We start from the raw sequence: 14,527 nt of genomic DNA, 5'->3' as shown, positions 1-14,527 counted from the left end.
CGCCGTCCCATGACGGCCGTACGGAAGACGAGGACGAACGAGCCGGGGCCGTGAGTTCCGGTCACCCCCGGGACGCACGGGGTCTGTGACGAAACGCGCACATTAGTGCTACGACACTGTGGACCTGACGGGTCGTAGGCCCTCCAGGACCGCGTCAACGATCTGCTCCGCCAGGCCCTCGGGCAGATCGGCGTCGGGACGCATGACGGAGCGGACGAGCATGGGGCCGACGAACATGTCGTTGGCCAGGTCCAGGTCGATGTCTGCCCGGATCTCCCCGTTCGCCTGCGCGCGGCGCAGCAGGTCCAGGGCCAGGTCGCGGCGGGGCGCTATGACGCCGGCCTGGTACGCAGCCCAGATCCGCGGGCTGCTCTTCATCTGCGCGTACACGTTGTGCAGGATCGCCGAGGAGCGGCTGACGAGGCCGCGCCGGCGCAGGGACTCCAGCAGCACGACGAGGTCGTCGCGCAGGGAGGTGCCGGGGAGCACGGGGTCGGGGGGTTCGGCGGCGCGTACGACGTCGACGAACAGTTCCTCCTTGCCGCTCCAGCGGCGGTAGATGGTGGCCTTGCCGACCCCGGCCGTGCGGGCGACCCGCTCGATGGACAGCTCGGCAAGGGGCACGCCCTCCTCCAGGAGCTTCATCACGCCTTCCAGGATGGCGCGTTCCACCGCTTCGCTGCGCGGCCGGCCCCGCGCGGGTCCGTCCGGGCGCGGCCGGCTCTCGGCAAGGCTCACGACGATCCGTCCTCTCACTGTGCTGCGGAGATTGTCCCGCAGCCGCCTCCTTCCCCCGTGGAACCGCGCGCGGACCTCACTCCCCGGCGGCGACCAACTCCGGTTCCTTCTCCTGCCGCTGACCGGCGGGCGGCCTGCCCGGCAGGAACAGGAAGGTCACCACGGCGCCGATCAGCGCGACGCCCGTACCGCACAGAGCGGTGACGTGCATGGCGTGCAGGAACGCGTCGTTGGCGGGGGTGACCAGGGCCTTGCCCTGCGGGCCGAGCTTCTCGGCGACGCCGAGGGTGGCCTCGATGGACTCGCCGGCGGTGTCGCGCAGGGCGGGCGGCAGCAGGCCGAGCTTGTCCTCGATGCCGTTGCGGTACGAGGTGGCGAGCACCGAGCCGAGGACGGCGATGCCGAGGGCGCCGCCGACCTGGCGGAAGGTGTTGCTGAGCGCCGAGGCGGAGCCGGCCTTCTCGCGGGGCAGCGCCTGCATGATGACGACCGAGGTCGGCGTCATGATGTGCGCCATGCCGGTGCCCATGAGGAAGAAGACGACCTCCAGCAGCCAGATCGGCGTGTCGGCCTCGAAGGTGGCGAACGCGGCCAGTGTCGCCGCGATCAGCACCAGACCGCCGGTGGTGGTGGCCTTGTTGCCGAACCGGTCGACCAGCAGCCGGGCGCGGGGCGCGAAGATCAGCTGGGCGGCGGCGAGGGGCAGCATCAGCACACCGGACTCCAGCGGGGAGTAGCCGCGCACGCTCTGGGTGTAGAAGACGCCGAAGAAGGTGACGCCCATCAGCGCGAAGAAGACCAGCGCGATGGCGCTCATGGCGGCCGAGAAGACCTTGTTGCGGAAGTACGTGACGTCCAGCGACGGGTGGTCGCTGCGCTTCTCGAAGACGACGAAGCCGGTCAGGACGACGAGCCCGGCGACGATGGTGGCCAGCACCTTGGCGTCGGTGAAGTCGGCCAGTTCGCCGCCCTTGATGATGCCGTAGACGAGCAGCACGAGGCCGACGACGGACAGGACCACGCCGATGGGGTCGAGGCGGCCGGGCCGCGGGTCGCGGGAGTCGGGCACCAGCCAGGTCATCAGGACGAGCGCGACGATCACGATGGGCACGTTGATGAGGAAGACCGAGCCCCACCAGAAGTGGTCGAGGAGCGCGCCGCCGGTGATCGGGCCGATGGCGATGGCGAGGCCGACGCCGCCGGCCCAGATGCCGATGGCCTTGGGCTGCTCCTCCCGCTCGAAGACGTTCATGAGCACGGCGAGGGTGGCGGGCATGACGAAGGCGGCACCGAGGGCCATCAGCGCGCGGTAGGCGATCAGCTGGCCGGGCGAGCCGGACTCGGCGGCGAGCGCGGAGCCGATGCCGAACACGAGGATGCCGCCGAGCAGCACCTTCTTGCGGCCGAGCCGGTCGCCGACCAGGCCTGCGGTGAACAGCAGGCCGGCGAAGACGAGGGTGTAGGAGTTGATCGCCCACTCGATCTGGCTCTGCGTCGCGCCGAGGCCGGTCGGCGCCGGGGTGGCGATGGTCTTGATGGCGACGTTCAGGATCGAGTTGTCGAGCACGACGATCAGCAGGCTCAGCATGAGCACGCCGAGGATCGCCCAGCGGCGCCGGTGCACCGCTTCCGGTATTCGGGAGGCAGGGACAGGACTTGTCATGGGTTCGAGCCTACGATCATTTCGATACGGAACCGTCTCGTATCTTATTTCTTTACCAAGGTCTTACGCGGCTCGGCTCACAGGGGGGTACCTCTGGCCCCGAATGGCACGAGGTGCCACCATGGAGTCGGTCCGGGGACGCCGTCAGGGCGCCTCGAGATGACTGAAGGAGCCGTTGCCATGACGCAGCTTTCGGCTGCCCAGAACAAGCCTTCCGACGGCAGCAAGGCGCTGTACGGAGGGAAGGGCACCCGCCGCATCACCGTCCGCGACATCGCCCTCGCCAAGGAGCGGGGCGAGAAGTGGCCCATGCTCACCGCCTACGACGCGATGACCGCGTCCGTCTTCGACGAGGCCGGGATTCCGGTCATCCTGGTCGGCGACTCGGCGGGCAACTGCCACCTCGGGTACGACACCACCGTCCCCGTCACCCTCGACGAGATGACCATGCTGTCGGCGGCCGTCGTACGCGGCACGACCCGCTCCCTGATCGTCGGCGACCTGCCGTTCGGCTCCTACCAGGAGGGCCCGGTGCAGGCGCTGCGCTCGGCGACCCGGCTGGTGAAGGAGGCCGGGGTCGGCGCGGTCAAGCTGGAGGGCGGCGAGCGGTCGCACGAGCAGATCCGGCTCCTGGTGGAGTCCGGCATCCCGGTCATGGCCCACATCGGGCTGACCCCGCAGTCCGTCAACGCGATGGGCTACCGCGTGCAGGGGCGGGGCGAGGAAGCGGCGCAGCAGCTGCTGCGCGACGCCAAGGCCGTGCAGGACGCGGGCGCGTTCGCGGTGGTGCTGGAGCTGGTTCCGGCCGAGCTGGCGGCCGAGGTGACGCGGGTGCTGCACATCCCGACGGTCGGTATCGGCGCGGGCCCGGAGACGGACGCGCAGGTCCTGGTCTGGACGGACATGCTGGGGCTGACCTCCGGCCGGGTCCCGAAGTTCGTCAAGAAGTACGCGAATCTGCGTGAGGTCATGGGCAACGCGGCGAAGGCGTTCGCGGAGGACGTCGTCGGCGGGGGCTTCCCGCTGGAGGAACACTCCGTCCACTAGGCCATCGCGGCACCACCGGGCAGCCCGCCGATCATCCCCCGTCGGCGGGCTGCCGCCGTGTCGGGGCACCGACAGGGGGTGTCGGCGGCGTGTCGGTCGGCTGTAGGTCGTTTGTCGGTGGGGCCTGGCACTGTCGTCGGCATGACACGCATCGACGACAACCCCGTCGGCGGACGCTCCGCCGTGACCGTACGGGGACTGGTCAAGCACTACGGCGAGACCAAGGCGCTGGACGGTGTCGACCTGGACGTGCGCGAGGGCACCGTGATGGGTGTGCTCGGGCCGAACGGAGCCGGCAAGACCACCCTCGTACGGATTCTGTCCACCCTCATCACCCCCGACGCCGGGCAGGCCACGGTGGCCGGCTACGACGTCGTACGGCAGCCCCGCCAGCTGCGCCGGGTCATCGGACTCACCGGCCAGTACGCCTCGGTGGACGAGAAGCTCCCGGGCTGGGAGAACCTGTACCTGATCGGCCGGCTGCTGGACCTGTCCCGCAAGGACGCCCGCGCCCGCGCCGACGAGCTGCTGGAGCGGTTCTCACTGACGGAGGCCGCCCGGCGCCCGGCGAGCACCTACTCCGGCGGTATGCGGCGACGGCTGGACCTGGCCGCGTCCATGATCGGCCGCCCGGCCGTGCTGTACCTGGACGAGCCGACCACCGGCCTCGACCCCCGCACCCGCAACGAGGTGTGGGACGAGGTGAAGGCGATGGTCGGCGACGGCGTCACCGTGCTGCTCACCACCCAGTACATGGAGGAGGCCGAGCAGCTCGCCTCCGAGCTGACCGTGGTGGACCGGGGCAAGGTCATCGCGAACGGCGGGATCGAGGAGCTGAAGGCCCGCGTCGGCGGACGCACCCTGCGGGTGCGGCCGGTCGACCCGCTGGAACTGCGCCCGCTCGCCACGATGCTGGACGAGCTGGGCATCACCGGGCTCGCGGCCACCACCGTGGACACCGAGACCGGGACCCTGCTGGTGCCGATCCTCAGCGACGAGCAGCTGACCGCCGTGGTCGGCGCGGTCACCGCGCGCGGCATCACGATCTCCTCCATCACCACCGAACTACCCAGCCTGGACGAGGTGTTCCTGTCCCTCACCGGCCACCGCGCCAGTGCCCCGCAGGACGCCATGCCCGCCGACGACCGTCAGGAGGTCACCGTATGACCGCCGCCACCTTGTCCCCGGCCGCCCCGAAGACCGACACGCCGATCCCGCTGCGGGCCCATCTGCGCCACACCGGCGCGCTGATCCGCCGCAACCTGCTGTGGATCCGCCAGGACCCGGAGTCGATGTTCGACGCCGTCCTGTTCCCGGTCGTCTTCACCCTGCTGTTCGTGTACGTCTTCGGCGGCTCCATCGGGAAGTCGCTGGGCGGCGGGCAGGACCAGTACGTCCAGTACGTCATCCCCGGCCTCATGGCCATGATGGGCATGAACATGGCGCAGGGCGTGGGCACCGGCTTCAACCAGGACTTCAACTCCGGTGTCATGGACCGCTTCCGGTCCCTGCCGATCGGGCGCGGCTCCGTGCTCTTCGCGAAGATCGCGGTCGAGCTGATGCGGATGCTGTTCGCCACCGTGGTGCTGATGGTGGTCGCCCTCCTCGTGGGCTACGACATCAACAGCTGGAGCGGGCTGCTGGCCTCCGTGGGGCTGTCGGCGGTGTTCGGCTCGGCGCTGATGTGGGTGTTCCTGACCCTCGGCGTGGTGATGAAGAACGCCCAGTCCGTGCAGGCGATGGGCTTCCTGGTGCTGATGCCGCTCCAGTTCGGCTCGTCGATCTTCGCGCCGACCGCCTCGATGCCGGGCTGGCTCCAGGCGTTCACCGACTACAACCCGCTGTCCTCGCTGGCCGACACCGCGCGCGGCCTGATGGAGGGCGGCCCGGTCGCGCACGACCTGTGGGTGACGCTGATCTGGTCGGTGGGCCTGACCGCGGTCATGGCTCCGGTCGCCATCCACAAGTTCCGCACGAAGAGCTGACGTTCCGCGGCGCTCAGACCAGGGCGGTGGCCTCCGCGAGGGAGAGGCCACCGCCCTCGGCGTACGCGGCCTCGTACGACCGTGCGTCGAGCGTTTCCCGGATGCGCGCCTCGGTCATGGCGTGGCACCGCCGCTCCACGCCCGAGGGGACATGGCCGGGCGGCAGCAGCGCGTCGGCGGCGCCCAGGCAGCGGGCGGCGTCGGCGGCGCGGCTGCCGCCGTCGGCGCGGGCGAGGGCCAGCGCGGCGACGGTGAGGACGACGGAGCGCATGTGCGGGGTGACGGCCTCGGACAGCGGGTCGGAGGCGAGGCGCATCGCCGTGCGGGCCCCGGTCAGGGCCTCCTCGGTGTGCTCTTCCAGGGCGTCCAGCCAGGCCTCCTGGCAGAGGATGATGGTGTCGAAGACGATGAAGTGCGCGATCGTGACCTCTTCGCGGAGCAGCCGCAGTTGCTCGCGCGCCTCCGCGGTGCGGTCGGTCAGGCCGAGCCAGCAGGAGAGGAAGAGGCGGGCGGCGGGCAGCGCCTCGTTGTGGACGCCGTCCTGGCTGGCGATGACGTCGCGGAGCATCCGCTCGCCGCGTTCGGCCTCGCCCGCCTCCATGAGCAGGTTGCCGAGCCGGGCCCGGAGGACGGCCACCTGGGCGCGGGCGCCGAGGCGTTCGGCGTGTTCGATCGCGGCCCGGTAGTCGGCGGCGGCCTCGCGGTGGGCGCCCTTGCGTTCGTGGGCCTCGCCGCGGGCGGACAGGGCCTCGGTGATGCCGAAGGCGTCGCCGAGGCGGTGGAAGATCTCCAGGGACTCGTCGGCGTCGCGGGTGGCGTCGCCGGCCCAGGCGGTGCGGTTGGCGAGGAGGTTGGCGCGCAGGTGGAGGGCGCCGGCCAGCTCCCACTCGTAGCCCGGGGTCTCCCGGCAGGTCCGCACGCTGGCGTCCACGATGGCGCGCAGCCGGTCGGCGCCGCCGGTCAGCAGCTCGGCGAAGAACCACAGCATGCCCGGGGGCCGGCAGGTCTGCGGCAGACCCGGCTCGTAGACCTGGGCGACGACGCGGAGCTTCGCCTGCGCCTCGGGGGTCTGCCAGACGTCGATCTCCGTGTCCATGCAGGCCAGATGGGCCAGGTGCACCCCGCGCCGGGCCTCGGCGAGGATCTCACCGGTGTACGGCGGCGGGGCGTCGGTGCAGCGCTGCCACACCGGTTCGGCGCGGCGGACCGGTTCGGTGAACGGGTCGGGGCCGAGCGCCATGACCTCCTGGCACCAGGTGCGGGTCTCGATGCGCTGGTCGCGGATCTGCCAGAACCAGAGCAGCGAGAGGACCAGGCACAGGCCCTCCTGTTCGTCGCGTTCGGCGACGGCGTGCCGGAACGCGGTGCGCAGGTTCTCGTACTCCAGCTGGAACCGGTCGATGGCGGCGCGCTGCTCCGGGCCGCGCAGCAACGGGTCGGTGGCGCGGGCCAGTTCCCGGTAGTAGGTCAGGTGGGCGCGCTCGGCCTCTCTCCGGTGGCCGGCCTCGGCCAGGCGTTCGGCGGCGTACTCGGCGACGGTCTCCAGCAGCCGGTAGCGCATGCCGCCGTCGGCCGCAGGGGCGGCCACCACCAGGGACTTGTCGACCAGTGAGCCGAGCGCGTCCAGGGCGGCCGGCCCGCACACGGCCTCGGCGGCGGCCAGGTCGCAGCCGCCTGCGAACACCGACAGCCGGGCGAGGACGTCCCGTTCGGCGGCGTCCAGGAGGTCCCAGGACCAGTCCACGACGGCTCTGAGGGTCTGCTGGCGGGGCAGCACGGTGCGGCTGCCGGAGGTGAGCAGCCGGAAGCGGTCGTCCAGCCGGTCCGCTATCTGGCGGGGTGTGAGCATGCGCAGCCGGGCCGCCGCCAGCTCGATCGCGAGGGGCAGTCCGTCCAGGCGGCGGCAGATCTCGGCGCACGCCTCCGGGTCGTCCTCGGCCCGGAAGCCGGGGCGGGCCGCCGCGCCCCGGTCGGCGAGCAGCCGCAGTGCGACGGGCTGGGGCAGCGGCTCCACGGGCCGCACCAGCTCCCCCGGCACGCCGAGGGGTTCGCGGCTGGTGGCGAGGACGGTCAGCTCCGGGCAGCGGGCCAGCAGGTGCTCGGTGAGCCGGGCGGCGGCGTCCACGACGTGCTCGCAGTTGTCCAGGATGATCAGCATGCGGCGCCGGGCGCAGTGCTCCACGAGCCGTTCGACGGGGTCGTCGTGCCGGTCGGAGACCGCGCGCATGCCGTCCACGCCGGCGCCGTGCAGCACGGTCTCGCGGGCGCCGATCGCGGTGAGCACGGCCTGCGGTACGGCGTCCGGGGCGTCCACGGGGGCCAGCTCGGCGAGCCACACCCCGTCCCGGACGGTGTGCCGTACCGCCTCGGCGGCCTCCTGGGACAGCCTGGTCTTCCCGGCGCCGCCGGGCCCGAGGAGGGTGACCAGGCGGGCCGTGGCCAGGTCGGCGCCGATGGCCCGGATGTCTGCTTCCCGGCCGACGAAGGAGGTGAGCCGGGCGGGCAGGTTGCCCGGGCGGGCCGTGGGCGGCGGGTCCGCCGGCCGCTCGCGCAGCAGCTCGGCGTGCAGCGCGCGCAGTTCGGGGCCGGGGTCGGAGCCGAGCCGGTCCGCGAGGAGGCGTCGTACGTCCTCGTAGGCGGCGAGCGCCTGGGCGGGGCGGCCGGTGTCGCGCAGGGCGCGCAGCCGCAGCGCCTGGAGCGGTTCGTCCAGCGGGTGGCTGTCGCACAGGGCGGCCAGCTCGGGCAGGACCCGATCGGCCTCGCCGAGGGCGAGGGCGGCGGTGTGCCGGGCGCGCAGGGCGTCGAGCCGGCGGGTCTCCCAGCGGGCCGCCTCGGCGGTGCGGTCGGGCAGGTCGGCGAGGGCGGGGCCGCGCCACAGGGCGAGGGCGTCGTCGAGGACGGCGGCGGCCTTGGCCGGGTCGCCGTCGGCGAGGGCGGCGAGGCCGTCGCCGGTCAGCCGGTCGAAGCGGCCGAGGTCGACGTCGTCGGGTACGGCGGTGAGCCGGTAGCCGCCGTCGGCGGAGACGACGGCGTCGGCGCCGAGGGCGCGGCGGAGCCGGCCGACGAGCGCCTGGAGGGCGCCGGTGGCGTCGGCGGGCGGGTCGGCGCCCCAGACCTCGTCCACCAGCACGCCGGCGGGCACGGTCCGCCCGGCCCTGAGCGCGAGCACGCACAACAGAGCACGCAACCGCGCCCCGCCGACCGGAACGGCCGTACCGTCGGGACGGATCGCCTGAGTGGTGCCGAGCAGCCGATAGCGCACGGGGTCCATTGTCCCCGTGGACGCCCGCGCACTGCTCCCGGGTTTCACATGCGCGTGAACTCGGAGAAGCCGAGGGTGAGGGTCCGGTCGGCGACGGGGATCTCGATCCCCCTTGCCGAGGGGACCGGACCGACCGCGCTGGAGGCGCGCGCAGGAACCTCAGGCCGCTCGAAGGACGTTTCCCCGGCATCACGGGTACGGTCGACCCCGGCCCGCCCGACGCGACCCGAGGAGCTCTTCCCTATGACCACCGCCACCACCCGTCACGGCGACCGGCAGGTCAGTCCCGTGTTCGTCGGCATTCTGGCCGTGACGGCGGTGACCGGCTGGGCCACCTGGAGCGGGTTCGCCGCGCAGCCGGGCATCGCGGTGTTCCTGTTCGTGACGGCGGCCTGGATCGTCTCCCTGTGCCTGCACGAGTACGCGCACGCCCGCACCGCCCTGCACAGCGGGGACATCACGGTCGGCGCGAAGGGCTATCTCACGCTGAACCCGCTGAAGTACACGCACGCGCTGCTGAGCATCGTGCTCCCGGTGCTGTTCGTGATCATGGGCGGGATCGGTCTGCCCGGCGGCGCGGTGTTCATCGAGCGGGGCCGTATCCGGGGCCGCTGGCGGCACAGCCTGATCTCGGCGGCGGGCCCGCTGACGAACGTGCTGTTCGCGGCGGTGTGCACGGCCCCGTTCTGGCTGGACGCGCTGGACGGCGTGCCCGCGGACTTCCGGTTCGCGCTCGCGTTCCTGGCGCTGCTCCAGGTGACGGCGGCGCTGCTGAACTTCCTGCCGGTGCCGGGCCTGGACGGCTACGGCGTGATCGAGCCGTGGCTGTCGTACAACGTGAAGCGGCAGGTGGAGCCGTTCGCGCCGTTCGGGCTGCTGTTCGTGTTCGCGCTGCTGTGGCTGCCGTCGGTCAACAGCGCGTTCTTCGACGTGATCGACTCGATCATGCGGGCGCTGAACGTCGACGACTTCTCCCGCTATTGCGGCGAGGCGGACTACCGCTTCTGGCAGGACTCCCCGGAGATCTGCTCGCTCAGCTCGTGACGGACGTGTCCTGCCCGGCGGCGGCCCGGCCGCGCTTGACGTAGTACCAGGTCATGTTGGAGGACAGGCCCGCCAGCAGCACCCACACGATCCCCAGCCAGCTGCCCTGGACGAACGAGACGACGGCGGCGGCCACGGCGAGGACGCAGACGACGAGGGTGTAGAGGGCGATGCGGGGCATGGGGGTCGGCTCCGGATCCTGTCGGGGGACACTGCTTGAGGCCACCAGTGTCCCCCATGTCCGGACCCGGCTCACACGTCGGTGACGCGGAGCCCGGCGTGTGCCTTGTACCGGCGGTTGACGGAGATCAGGTTCGCGACCAGCGACTCGACCTGGTGGGCGTTGCGCAGCCGGCCCGCGAAGATGCCGCGCATGCCGGGGATGCGCCCGGCCAGCGCCTGCACGATCTCCACGTCGGCGCGCTCCTCGCCGAGCACCATCACGTCGGTGTCGATCTGCTCGATCTCCGGGTCCTGGAGCAGGACGGCCGACAGGTGGTGGAAGGCGGCGGCGACCCGGGAGTCCGGCAGCAGGGCGGCGGCCTGCTCGGCGGCGCTGCCCTCCTCCGGCTTGAGCGCGTAGGCGCCCTTCTTGTCGAAGCCGAGCGGGTTGACGCAGTCCACGACGAGCTTCCCGGCCAGCTCCTCCCGCAGCGACTTCAGGGTGTCGCCGTGGCCCTCCCACGGTACGGCGACGATCACGATGTCGCTGCGGCGCGCGGTCTCGGCGTTGTCGGCGCCCTCGACGCCGTGGCCGAGTTCCTCGGCGGCGGCCCGGGCGCGCTCGGCGCGGCGGGAACCGATGATCACCTTCTGGCCGGCCCGGGCGAGCCGGTAGGCGAGGCCCTTGCCCTGCGGTCCGGTGCCGCCGAGCACGCCGACGACATGGCCGGAGACGTCGGGCAGGTCCCAGGGGTCCTTGGCGGGGGCCTTGGCAGGGGTCTGTGCGCTGTCGGTAGAGGTCATGGGCCGACTCTACGTCCGCCGCCGGGACCCTACCGGCTCAGGTCAGCCGGTGTACGGGCACCCGGCGGAAGGTGATCGTCCCGTAGGCGGTGAAGTCGCCCGTCTCGTACAGGAGCCCGACGGTGTGCGGGTCGACGCGGACCAGGTCGGAGTAGGCGGCGGGCAGCCCGTCGACGGTGAACGCCGGGCGCCAGGTGATGCCGCCGTCGTCGGAGGCGCGGATCGTCATCAGGGCGCGGGCGGCGGGGTCGGCGGGGGCGGAGAAGAGGAGCAGGTCGGGGTCGCGCAGCTGGAGCACGGAGGCCTCGCAGACCGGCGCGGTCAGCCCTGCTTGCGGCCGGAAGGGCTTGACGAGGGTCTTCCCGCCGTCCTTGGAGTGGGCGTCGGCGCGGTTGCCGGGCGACGGGGAGTCGTTGCGGGTGTTGAGGTAGACGCGGCCGTCGGGGAGTTCGGCGGCGGTGGTCTCGTTGACGTTGACGTAGCCGTCGGTGTTCTCGTCCAGGTAGCCCAGGTACCAGGTCTCGCCGCGGTCGTCGCTGAGCAGGCAGTGCCCGCTGTTGTACTTGGCCTCGGCGCCGGTGTCGGTGCCGGTGGGCGGCAGGGTGTGGTTGGCGGGGACGAGGACGCGGCCGGAGGTCAGCTGGAGGGCGTGGCCGGGCGTGGTGGCGTACCAGCGCCAGCCGGGTTTCTTCACCTGCCGGGTGATCTCCTTCGGCTCGGACCAGGTCATCCCGTCGTCGTCGCTGTGCCGCACCCACACCCGCCGCCCGTCGGCGTCCCCGACCTGGCCGCGCAGGATGGCGGCCTCGGTGGCGGAGGCGGCGGCGCGTATGTGCACGAGCAGGATGCGGCCCGTGTCCAGGACGACGGGGGCGGGGTTGCCGGCGAGGTTCGGGGCGTTGCTCGCGGCGACCTGGAGCGGGCCCCAGGTGCGGCCGCCGTCCGTGGACCGCTTCAGCACGATGTCGATGTGCCCGTGGTCGGCGGCGGAGTCGACGCGGCCCTCGCAGAACGCGAGCAGGGTGCCGGACCTGGAGGCGACGACGGCCGGTATGCGGAAGCTCGCGTATCCCTCGTGGCCCGCGCGGAAGGGGACGGTCACATCGGTCATCGGGCGGCTCCTCGGGTCTGCGGGGCGGGCGGGACGGACGGGGTGGACGGGGCGGGGCGGATGGGCGGGGGGGTCGCCACCATCCCCGGGTCGGGCGAATTCGCGGTGAACTCCGCGTCACGAGTGCCGTGTTGCGGCAGGATGCGGTCGCATGGACGCCGTACGGGTCGCGTTGCTGCGGGAAGTGCTCGCCGGGACCGAGTGGCTGGGAGCCACCCGGAGGTTCGCGGGGGTGCTGCGCGGATCGGTGGTGGCGCACGGGGGCGGGCTGCTGCTGGTGGGCACGCCGGAGTACGAGCCGTGGCACCTGGCCGCGCACCTGGTGGACGAGGCCGCGTGGTCGGGCACGCCCGAGCTGGCGCCGACGCTGGTACGGCATCACGCGCGCCCCTCCGATCCCGCGCACCTGGCGGTGGGGCCGGGGCGGATCGCGGCGGCGCGGCGCGGAGAGACCCTGCTGGTCGTGGCGCCCGAGGAGCCGGCGCCGCTGCTGGAGCGGGTGCACGACGCCCGGCGGGCCGGGGTGACGGTGCTGGCGCTCGGCGCGGGCGGGGGTGAGCTGGCCGCGATGGCGCATGACACGCTGGCCGTGCCTCAGGGGGCGGAGCTGGACCTGGACAGTGTGCAGCACCTGGTCAGCGCGGCGGTCGGCGAGAACGGAGGCTCTCCGAGGGCGCGACGGGGCTTCCGGGACCGGCTGTCACGCCTGACAGAAGCGTTGACGGCTCCGCCGCCGGCCCCTTGGTGACATCGCCCACCCACCCACCCGACTCGCTCGGCCAAGAGGCAACCCACCAGCCCACCTCCGGCGCCACACAACTTCCTGGCCATGCCGCTGGCCGTGCTGCCGTTCCTCGCCGACGACCTGCACGCTCAGTGGGCGCTCGGGCTGATGTACGCGGCCATCCCGGCGGGAGCGCTGCTGGTGAGCCTGACCAGCGGCTGGACCTCGCGGGTGCACCGGCACGGGCTGCTGGTGGTGCTGTCGGCCGCCGGGTGGGGCCTGGCGGTGGCGGCGGCCGGGGTGTGCGGGAACGTCTGGCTGGTGCTGCTGTTCCTCACCGTCGGCGGCGGCTTCGACATGGTCAGCGGGATCTTCCGGGCGGCCATGTGGAACCAGACGATCCCGGACGAGCTGCGCGGCCGGCTCGCCGGGATCGAACTGCTGTCGTACTCGGTCGGCCCGCAGCTCGGCCAGGTCCGGGCGGGCGGCATGGCCGCGTGGGCGGGCGTACGGGCCTCGGTCTGGTCCGGCGGCCTGGCGTGCGCGGGCGCGGTGGGGCTGCTGGCGCTGTGCCTGCCGGGGCTGATGACGTACGACGCCCGGACGAACGAGCACGCGGCGCGGATGCGCGAGCGGCGCGCCACCGCCGCCGTACAGGCCTGACTGGTTCTGCGGTCCGGCGGGTTCCGACCGGTTCAGTTCTCCTCGGTGTTCCCGCCCGCGCCGCCGCCCGCCGGGGCGTCGTGCCAGCGGGGGTCGTTCTCCCACTGGAGGTTGCGCTCGGCGGCGGTCTCCATCGCGCGCCGGGCCTCCTCGGGGGAGGCGTACGGCCCGAAGCGGTCCTTGCCCGGGCAGTCCGGGCCCTCCTCGACCTTCTTGTGCTCCAGGCAGTAGTACCACTCGCCCGGCTTGCCGACGGTGCGCTTCTTGAACAGGGCCATGAACAGCTCCTCTCGCCACCGACATGTTCCCCCATGTGCGCTGGTTAGACTCGCTGGCATGTCTGGCCAGTCGCTGCTCGTACCAGGGGAGCTGTCTCCCACCCGTTCGGTCCCCGGAAACATCCGCCGCCCCGAGTACGTCGGCAAGCCCGCGCCGGCGCCGTACACCGGGCCGGAGGTGCAGACCCCCGAGACCATCGAGGCGATGCGGATCGCCGGCCGTATCGCCGCGCAGGCGATGGCGGAGGCCGCGAAGATCATCGCGCCCGGCGTCACCACGGACCAGCTGGACAAGGTCGCCCACGACTACATGTGCGACCACGGGGCCTACCCCTCGACGCTCGGCTACCGGGGCTTCCCGAAGTCGCTGTGCACCTCCGTCAACGAGGTCATCTGCCACGGCATCCCGGACTCGACGGTCCTCAGGGACGGCGACATCGTCAACCTGGACGTGACCGCGTACATCGGCGGGGTGCACGGCGACAACAACGCCACGTACCTGGTCGGTGACGTGGACGAGGAGTCGCGGCTGCTGGTGGAGCGCACCCGCGAGGCGCTGAACCGGGCGATCAAGGCCGTGCGGCCCGGCCGGCAGATCAACGTCATCGGCCGGGTCATCGAGTCGTACGCCAAGCGGTTCGGCTACGGCGTGGTCCGGGACTTCACCGGGCACGGCATCAACACGTCGTTCCACTCCGGGCTGATCATCCCGCACTACGACAGCCCGCACGCGACGACCGTGATGCAGCCGGGGATGACGTTCACGATCGAGCCGATGCTGACGCTGGGCACCCATGAGTACGACATGTGGGACGACGGCTGGACGGTCGTGACGAAGGACCGCAGGCGGACCGCGCAGTTCGAGCACACGCTGGTGGTGACGGAGACCGGCGCGGAGATCCTGACCCTGCCCTGAGCGCCGCCCGATCCGCGGCGAGCCCGCTCCCTGCTGGACGCTGTTGGTAAATCGAGTGTGGGCGTGACGACGGCCTGCATGACCCCGTTGGGGTTGTGCAGGCCGTCGTCGTGTTGAGGGGTGGGTTCGG

13 protein-coding genes and 1 pseudogene are annotated in these 14,527 nt (G+C 72.3%); 7 read left to right on the top strand and 7 right to left on the bottom strand.

What is annotated here, in order from left to right:
* Positions 1–108 precede the first annotated feature (108 nt).
* Complete coding sequence (locus ACZ4WH_RS25505) at positions 109–738, bottom strand: TetR/AcrR family transcriptional regulator (RefSeq protein WP_468184373.1); 630 nt, start codon at positions 736–738, stop codon at positions 109–111.
* A 76-nt stretch (positions 739–814) separates the two neighbouring features.
* A complete protein-coding gene (locus tag ACZ4WH_RS25500) occupies positions 815–2,401 on the bottom strand; it encodes an MFS transporter (RefSeq protein WP_468184371.1) in 1,587 nt (528 codons plus the stop codon).
* Positions 2,402–2,581: 180 nt separating this feature from the next.
* On the opposite strand from ACZ4WH_RS25500, the gene panB reads away from it, so the two are divergent.
* The 3 genes from panB to ACZ4WH_RS25485 all read left to right on the top strand — a co-directional run bounded on the left by panB (position 2,582) and on the right by ACZ4WH_RS25485 (position 5,433).
* Positions 2,582–3,448, top strand: coding sequence for a 3-methyl-2-oxobutanoate hydroxymethyltransferase (panB, locus tag ACZ4WH_RS25495; RefSeq protein ID WP_468184370.1), 867 nt, complete (start codon positions 2,582–2,584; stop codon positions 3,446–3,448).
* 141 nt (positions 3,449–3,589) lie between these two features.
* Positions 3,590–4,615 (top strand): ATP-binding cassette domain-containing protein, encoded by a 1,026-nt coding sequence (locus ACZ4WH_RS25490; RefSeq protein ID WP_468184367.1) that lies wholly within the window; start codon positions 3,590–3,592, stop codon positions 4,613–4,615.
* Positions 4,612–5,433 carry an ABC transporter permease gene (locus tag ACZ4WH_RS25485; protein ID WP_103811006.1) on the top strand — a complete coding sequence of 274 codons (822 nt, stop codon included), beginning with the start codon at positions 4,612–4,614 and terminating at the stop codon, positions 5,431–5,433. Before ACZ4WH_RS25490 ends, ACZ4WH_RS25485 begins: the two co-directional genes overlap by 4 nt.
* Before the next feature lie 13 nt (positions 5,434–5,446).
* Here the strand turns inward: ACZ4WH_RS25485 and ACZ4WH_RS25480 are convergent, their stop codons facing one another.
* A complete protein-coding gene (locus ACZ4WH_RS25480) occupies positions 5,447–8,704 on the bottom strand; it encodes an AfsR/SARP family transcriptional regulator (protein ID WP_468184363.1) in 3,258 nt (1,085 codons plus the stop codon).
* Between the two features lie 234 nt (positions 8,705–8,938).
* On the opposite strand from ACZ4WH_RS25480, the gene ACZ4WH_RS25475 reads away from it, so the two are divergent.
* The gene (locus ACZ4WH_RS25475) at positions 8,939–9,739 is read left to right on the top strand and encodes a site-2 protease family protein (protein WP_468184361.1); all 801 of its coding nucleotides are present in this window, start codon (positions 8,939–8,941) and stop codon (positions 9,737–9,739) included.
* Here the strand turns inward: ACZ4WH_RS25475 and ACZ4WH_RS25470 are convergent.
* From ACZ4WH_RS25470 to ACZ4WH_RS25460, 3 genes are all read right to left on the bottom strand, one after another.
* A complete protein-coding gene (locus ACZ4WH_RS25470; protein ID WP_468184359.1) occupies positions 9,729–9,920 on the bottom strand; it encodes a hypothetical protein in 192 nt (63 codons plus the stop codon). The two genes, ACZ4WH_RS25475 and ACZ4WH_RS25470, sit on opposite strands and share 11 nt — an antisense overlap.
* A gap of 71 nt (positions 9,921–9,991) precedes the next feature.
* Positions 9,992–10,705: an NADPH-dependent F420 reductase gene (gene npdG / locus ACZ4WH_RS25465; protein ID WP_468184357.1), complete on the bottom strand. Its 714-nt coding sequence runs from the start codon at positions 10,703–10,705 to the stop codon at positions 9,992–9,994.
* A 37-nt stretch (positions 10,706–10,742) separates the two neighbouring features.
* Entirely contained in the window at positions 10,743–11,816 is a 1,074-nt protein-coding gene (locus ACZ4WH_RS25460; protein ID WP_468184355.1) for a sialidase family protein, read from the bottom strand.
* Positions 11,817–11,967: 151 nt separating this feature from the next.
* Here ACZ4WH_RS25460 and ACZ4WH_RS25455 point away from each other — a divergent pair, with 151 nt between their 5' ends.
* Together ACZ4WH_RS25455 and ACZ4WH_RS25450 are read left to right on the top strand one after the other, a co-directional pair.
* Positions 11,968–12,564: a hypothetical protein gene (locus ACZ4WH_RS25455; protein WP_468184352.1), complete on the top strand. Its 597-nt coding sequence runs from the start codon at positions 11,968–11,970 to the stop codon at positions 12,562–12,564.
* A gap of 72 nt (positions 12,565–12,636) precedes the next feature.
* Positions 12,637–13,203, top strand: a pseudogene (locus ACZ4WH_RS25450) (MFS transporter); the annotation flags it as partial.
* Between the two features lie 32 nt (positions 13,204–13,235).
* Here ACZ4WH_RS25450 and ACZ4WH_RS25445 read toward each other — a convergent pair.
* Positions 13,236–13,481: a hypothetical protein gene (locus tag ACZ4WH_RS25445; protein ID WP_468184350.1), complete on the bottom strand. Its 246-nt coding sequence runs from the start codon at positions 13,479–13,481 to the stop codon at positions 13,236–13,238.
* Between the two features lie 58 nt (positions 13,482–13,539).
* Between ACZ4WH_RS25445 and map the strand changes: the two genes are divergently transcribed.
* Entirely contained in the window at positions 13,540–14,397 is an 858-nt protein-coding gene (gene map / locus ACZ4WH_RS25440; protein ID WP_468184348.1) for a type I methionyl aminopeptidase, read from the top strand.
* Positions 14,398–14,527: the final 130 nt, after the last annotated feature.

It is taken from the genome of Streptomyces sp. NPDC029138 (assembly GCF_055564375.1).
This window is presented reverse-complemented; position numbering and strand designations above follow the sequence as displayed.

Bases quoted from the DNA above. Each gene is read 5' to 3' on its own strand.
- ACZ4WH_RS25500 (WP_468184371.1), bottom strand. From the start codon at position 2,401: ATGACAAGTCCTGTCCCTGCCTCCCGAATACCGGAAGCGGTGCACCGG.
- ACZ4WH_RS25480 (WP_468184363.1), bottom strand. From the start codon at position 8,704: ATGGACCCCGTGCGCTATCGGCTGCTCGGCACCACTCAGGCGATCCGT.
- ACZ4WH_RS25475 (WP_468184361.1), top strand. From the start codon at position 8,939: ATGACCACCGCCACCACCCGTCACGGCGACCGGCAGGTCAGTCCCGTG.
- ACZ4WH_RS25490 (WP_468184367.1), top strand. From the start codon at position 3,590: ATGACACGCATCGACGACAACCCCGTCGGCGGACGCTCCGCCGTGACC.
- map (WP_468184348.1), top strand. From the start codon at position 13,540: ATGTCTGGCCAGTCGCTGCTCGTACCAGGGGAGCTGTCTCCCACCCGT.
- ACZ4WH_RS25485 (WP_103811006.1), top strand. From the start codon at position 4,612: ATGACCGCCGCCACCTTGTCCCCGGCCGCCCCGAAGACCGACACGCCG.
- ACZ4WH_RS25445 (WP_468184350.1), bottom strand. From the start codon at position 13,481: ATGGCCCTGTTCAAGAAGCGCACCGTCGGCAAGCCGGGCGAGTGGTAC.
- ACZ4WH_RS25470 (WP_468184359.1), bottom strand. From the start codon at position 9,920: ATGCCCCGCATCGCCCTCTACACCCTCGTCGTCTGCGTCCTCGCCGTG.
- npdG (WP_468184357.1), bottom strand. From the start codon at position 10,705: ATGACCTCTACCGACAGCGCACAGACCCCTGCCAAGGCCCCCGCCAAG.
- ACZ4WH_RS25460 (WP_468184355.1), bottom strand. From the start codon at position 11,816: ATGACCGATGTGACCGTCCCCTTCCGCGCGGGCCACGAGGGATACGCG.
- ACZ4WH_RS25455 (WP_468184352.1), top strand. From the start codon at position 11,968: ATGGACGCCGTACGGGTCGCGTTGCTGCGGGAAGTGCTCGCCGGGACC.
- panB (WP_468184370.1), top strand. From the start codon at position 2,582: ATGACGCAGCTTTCGGCTGCCCAGAACAAGCCTTCCGACGGCAGCAAG.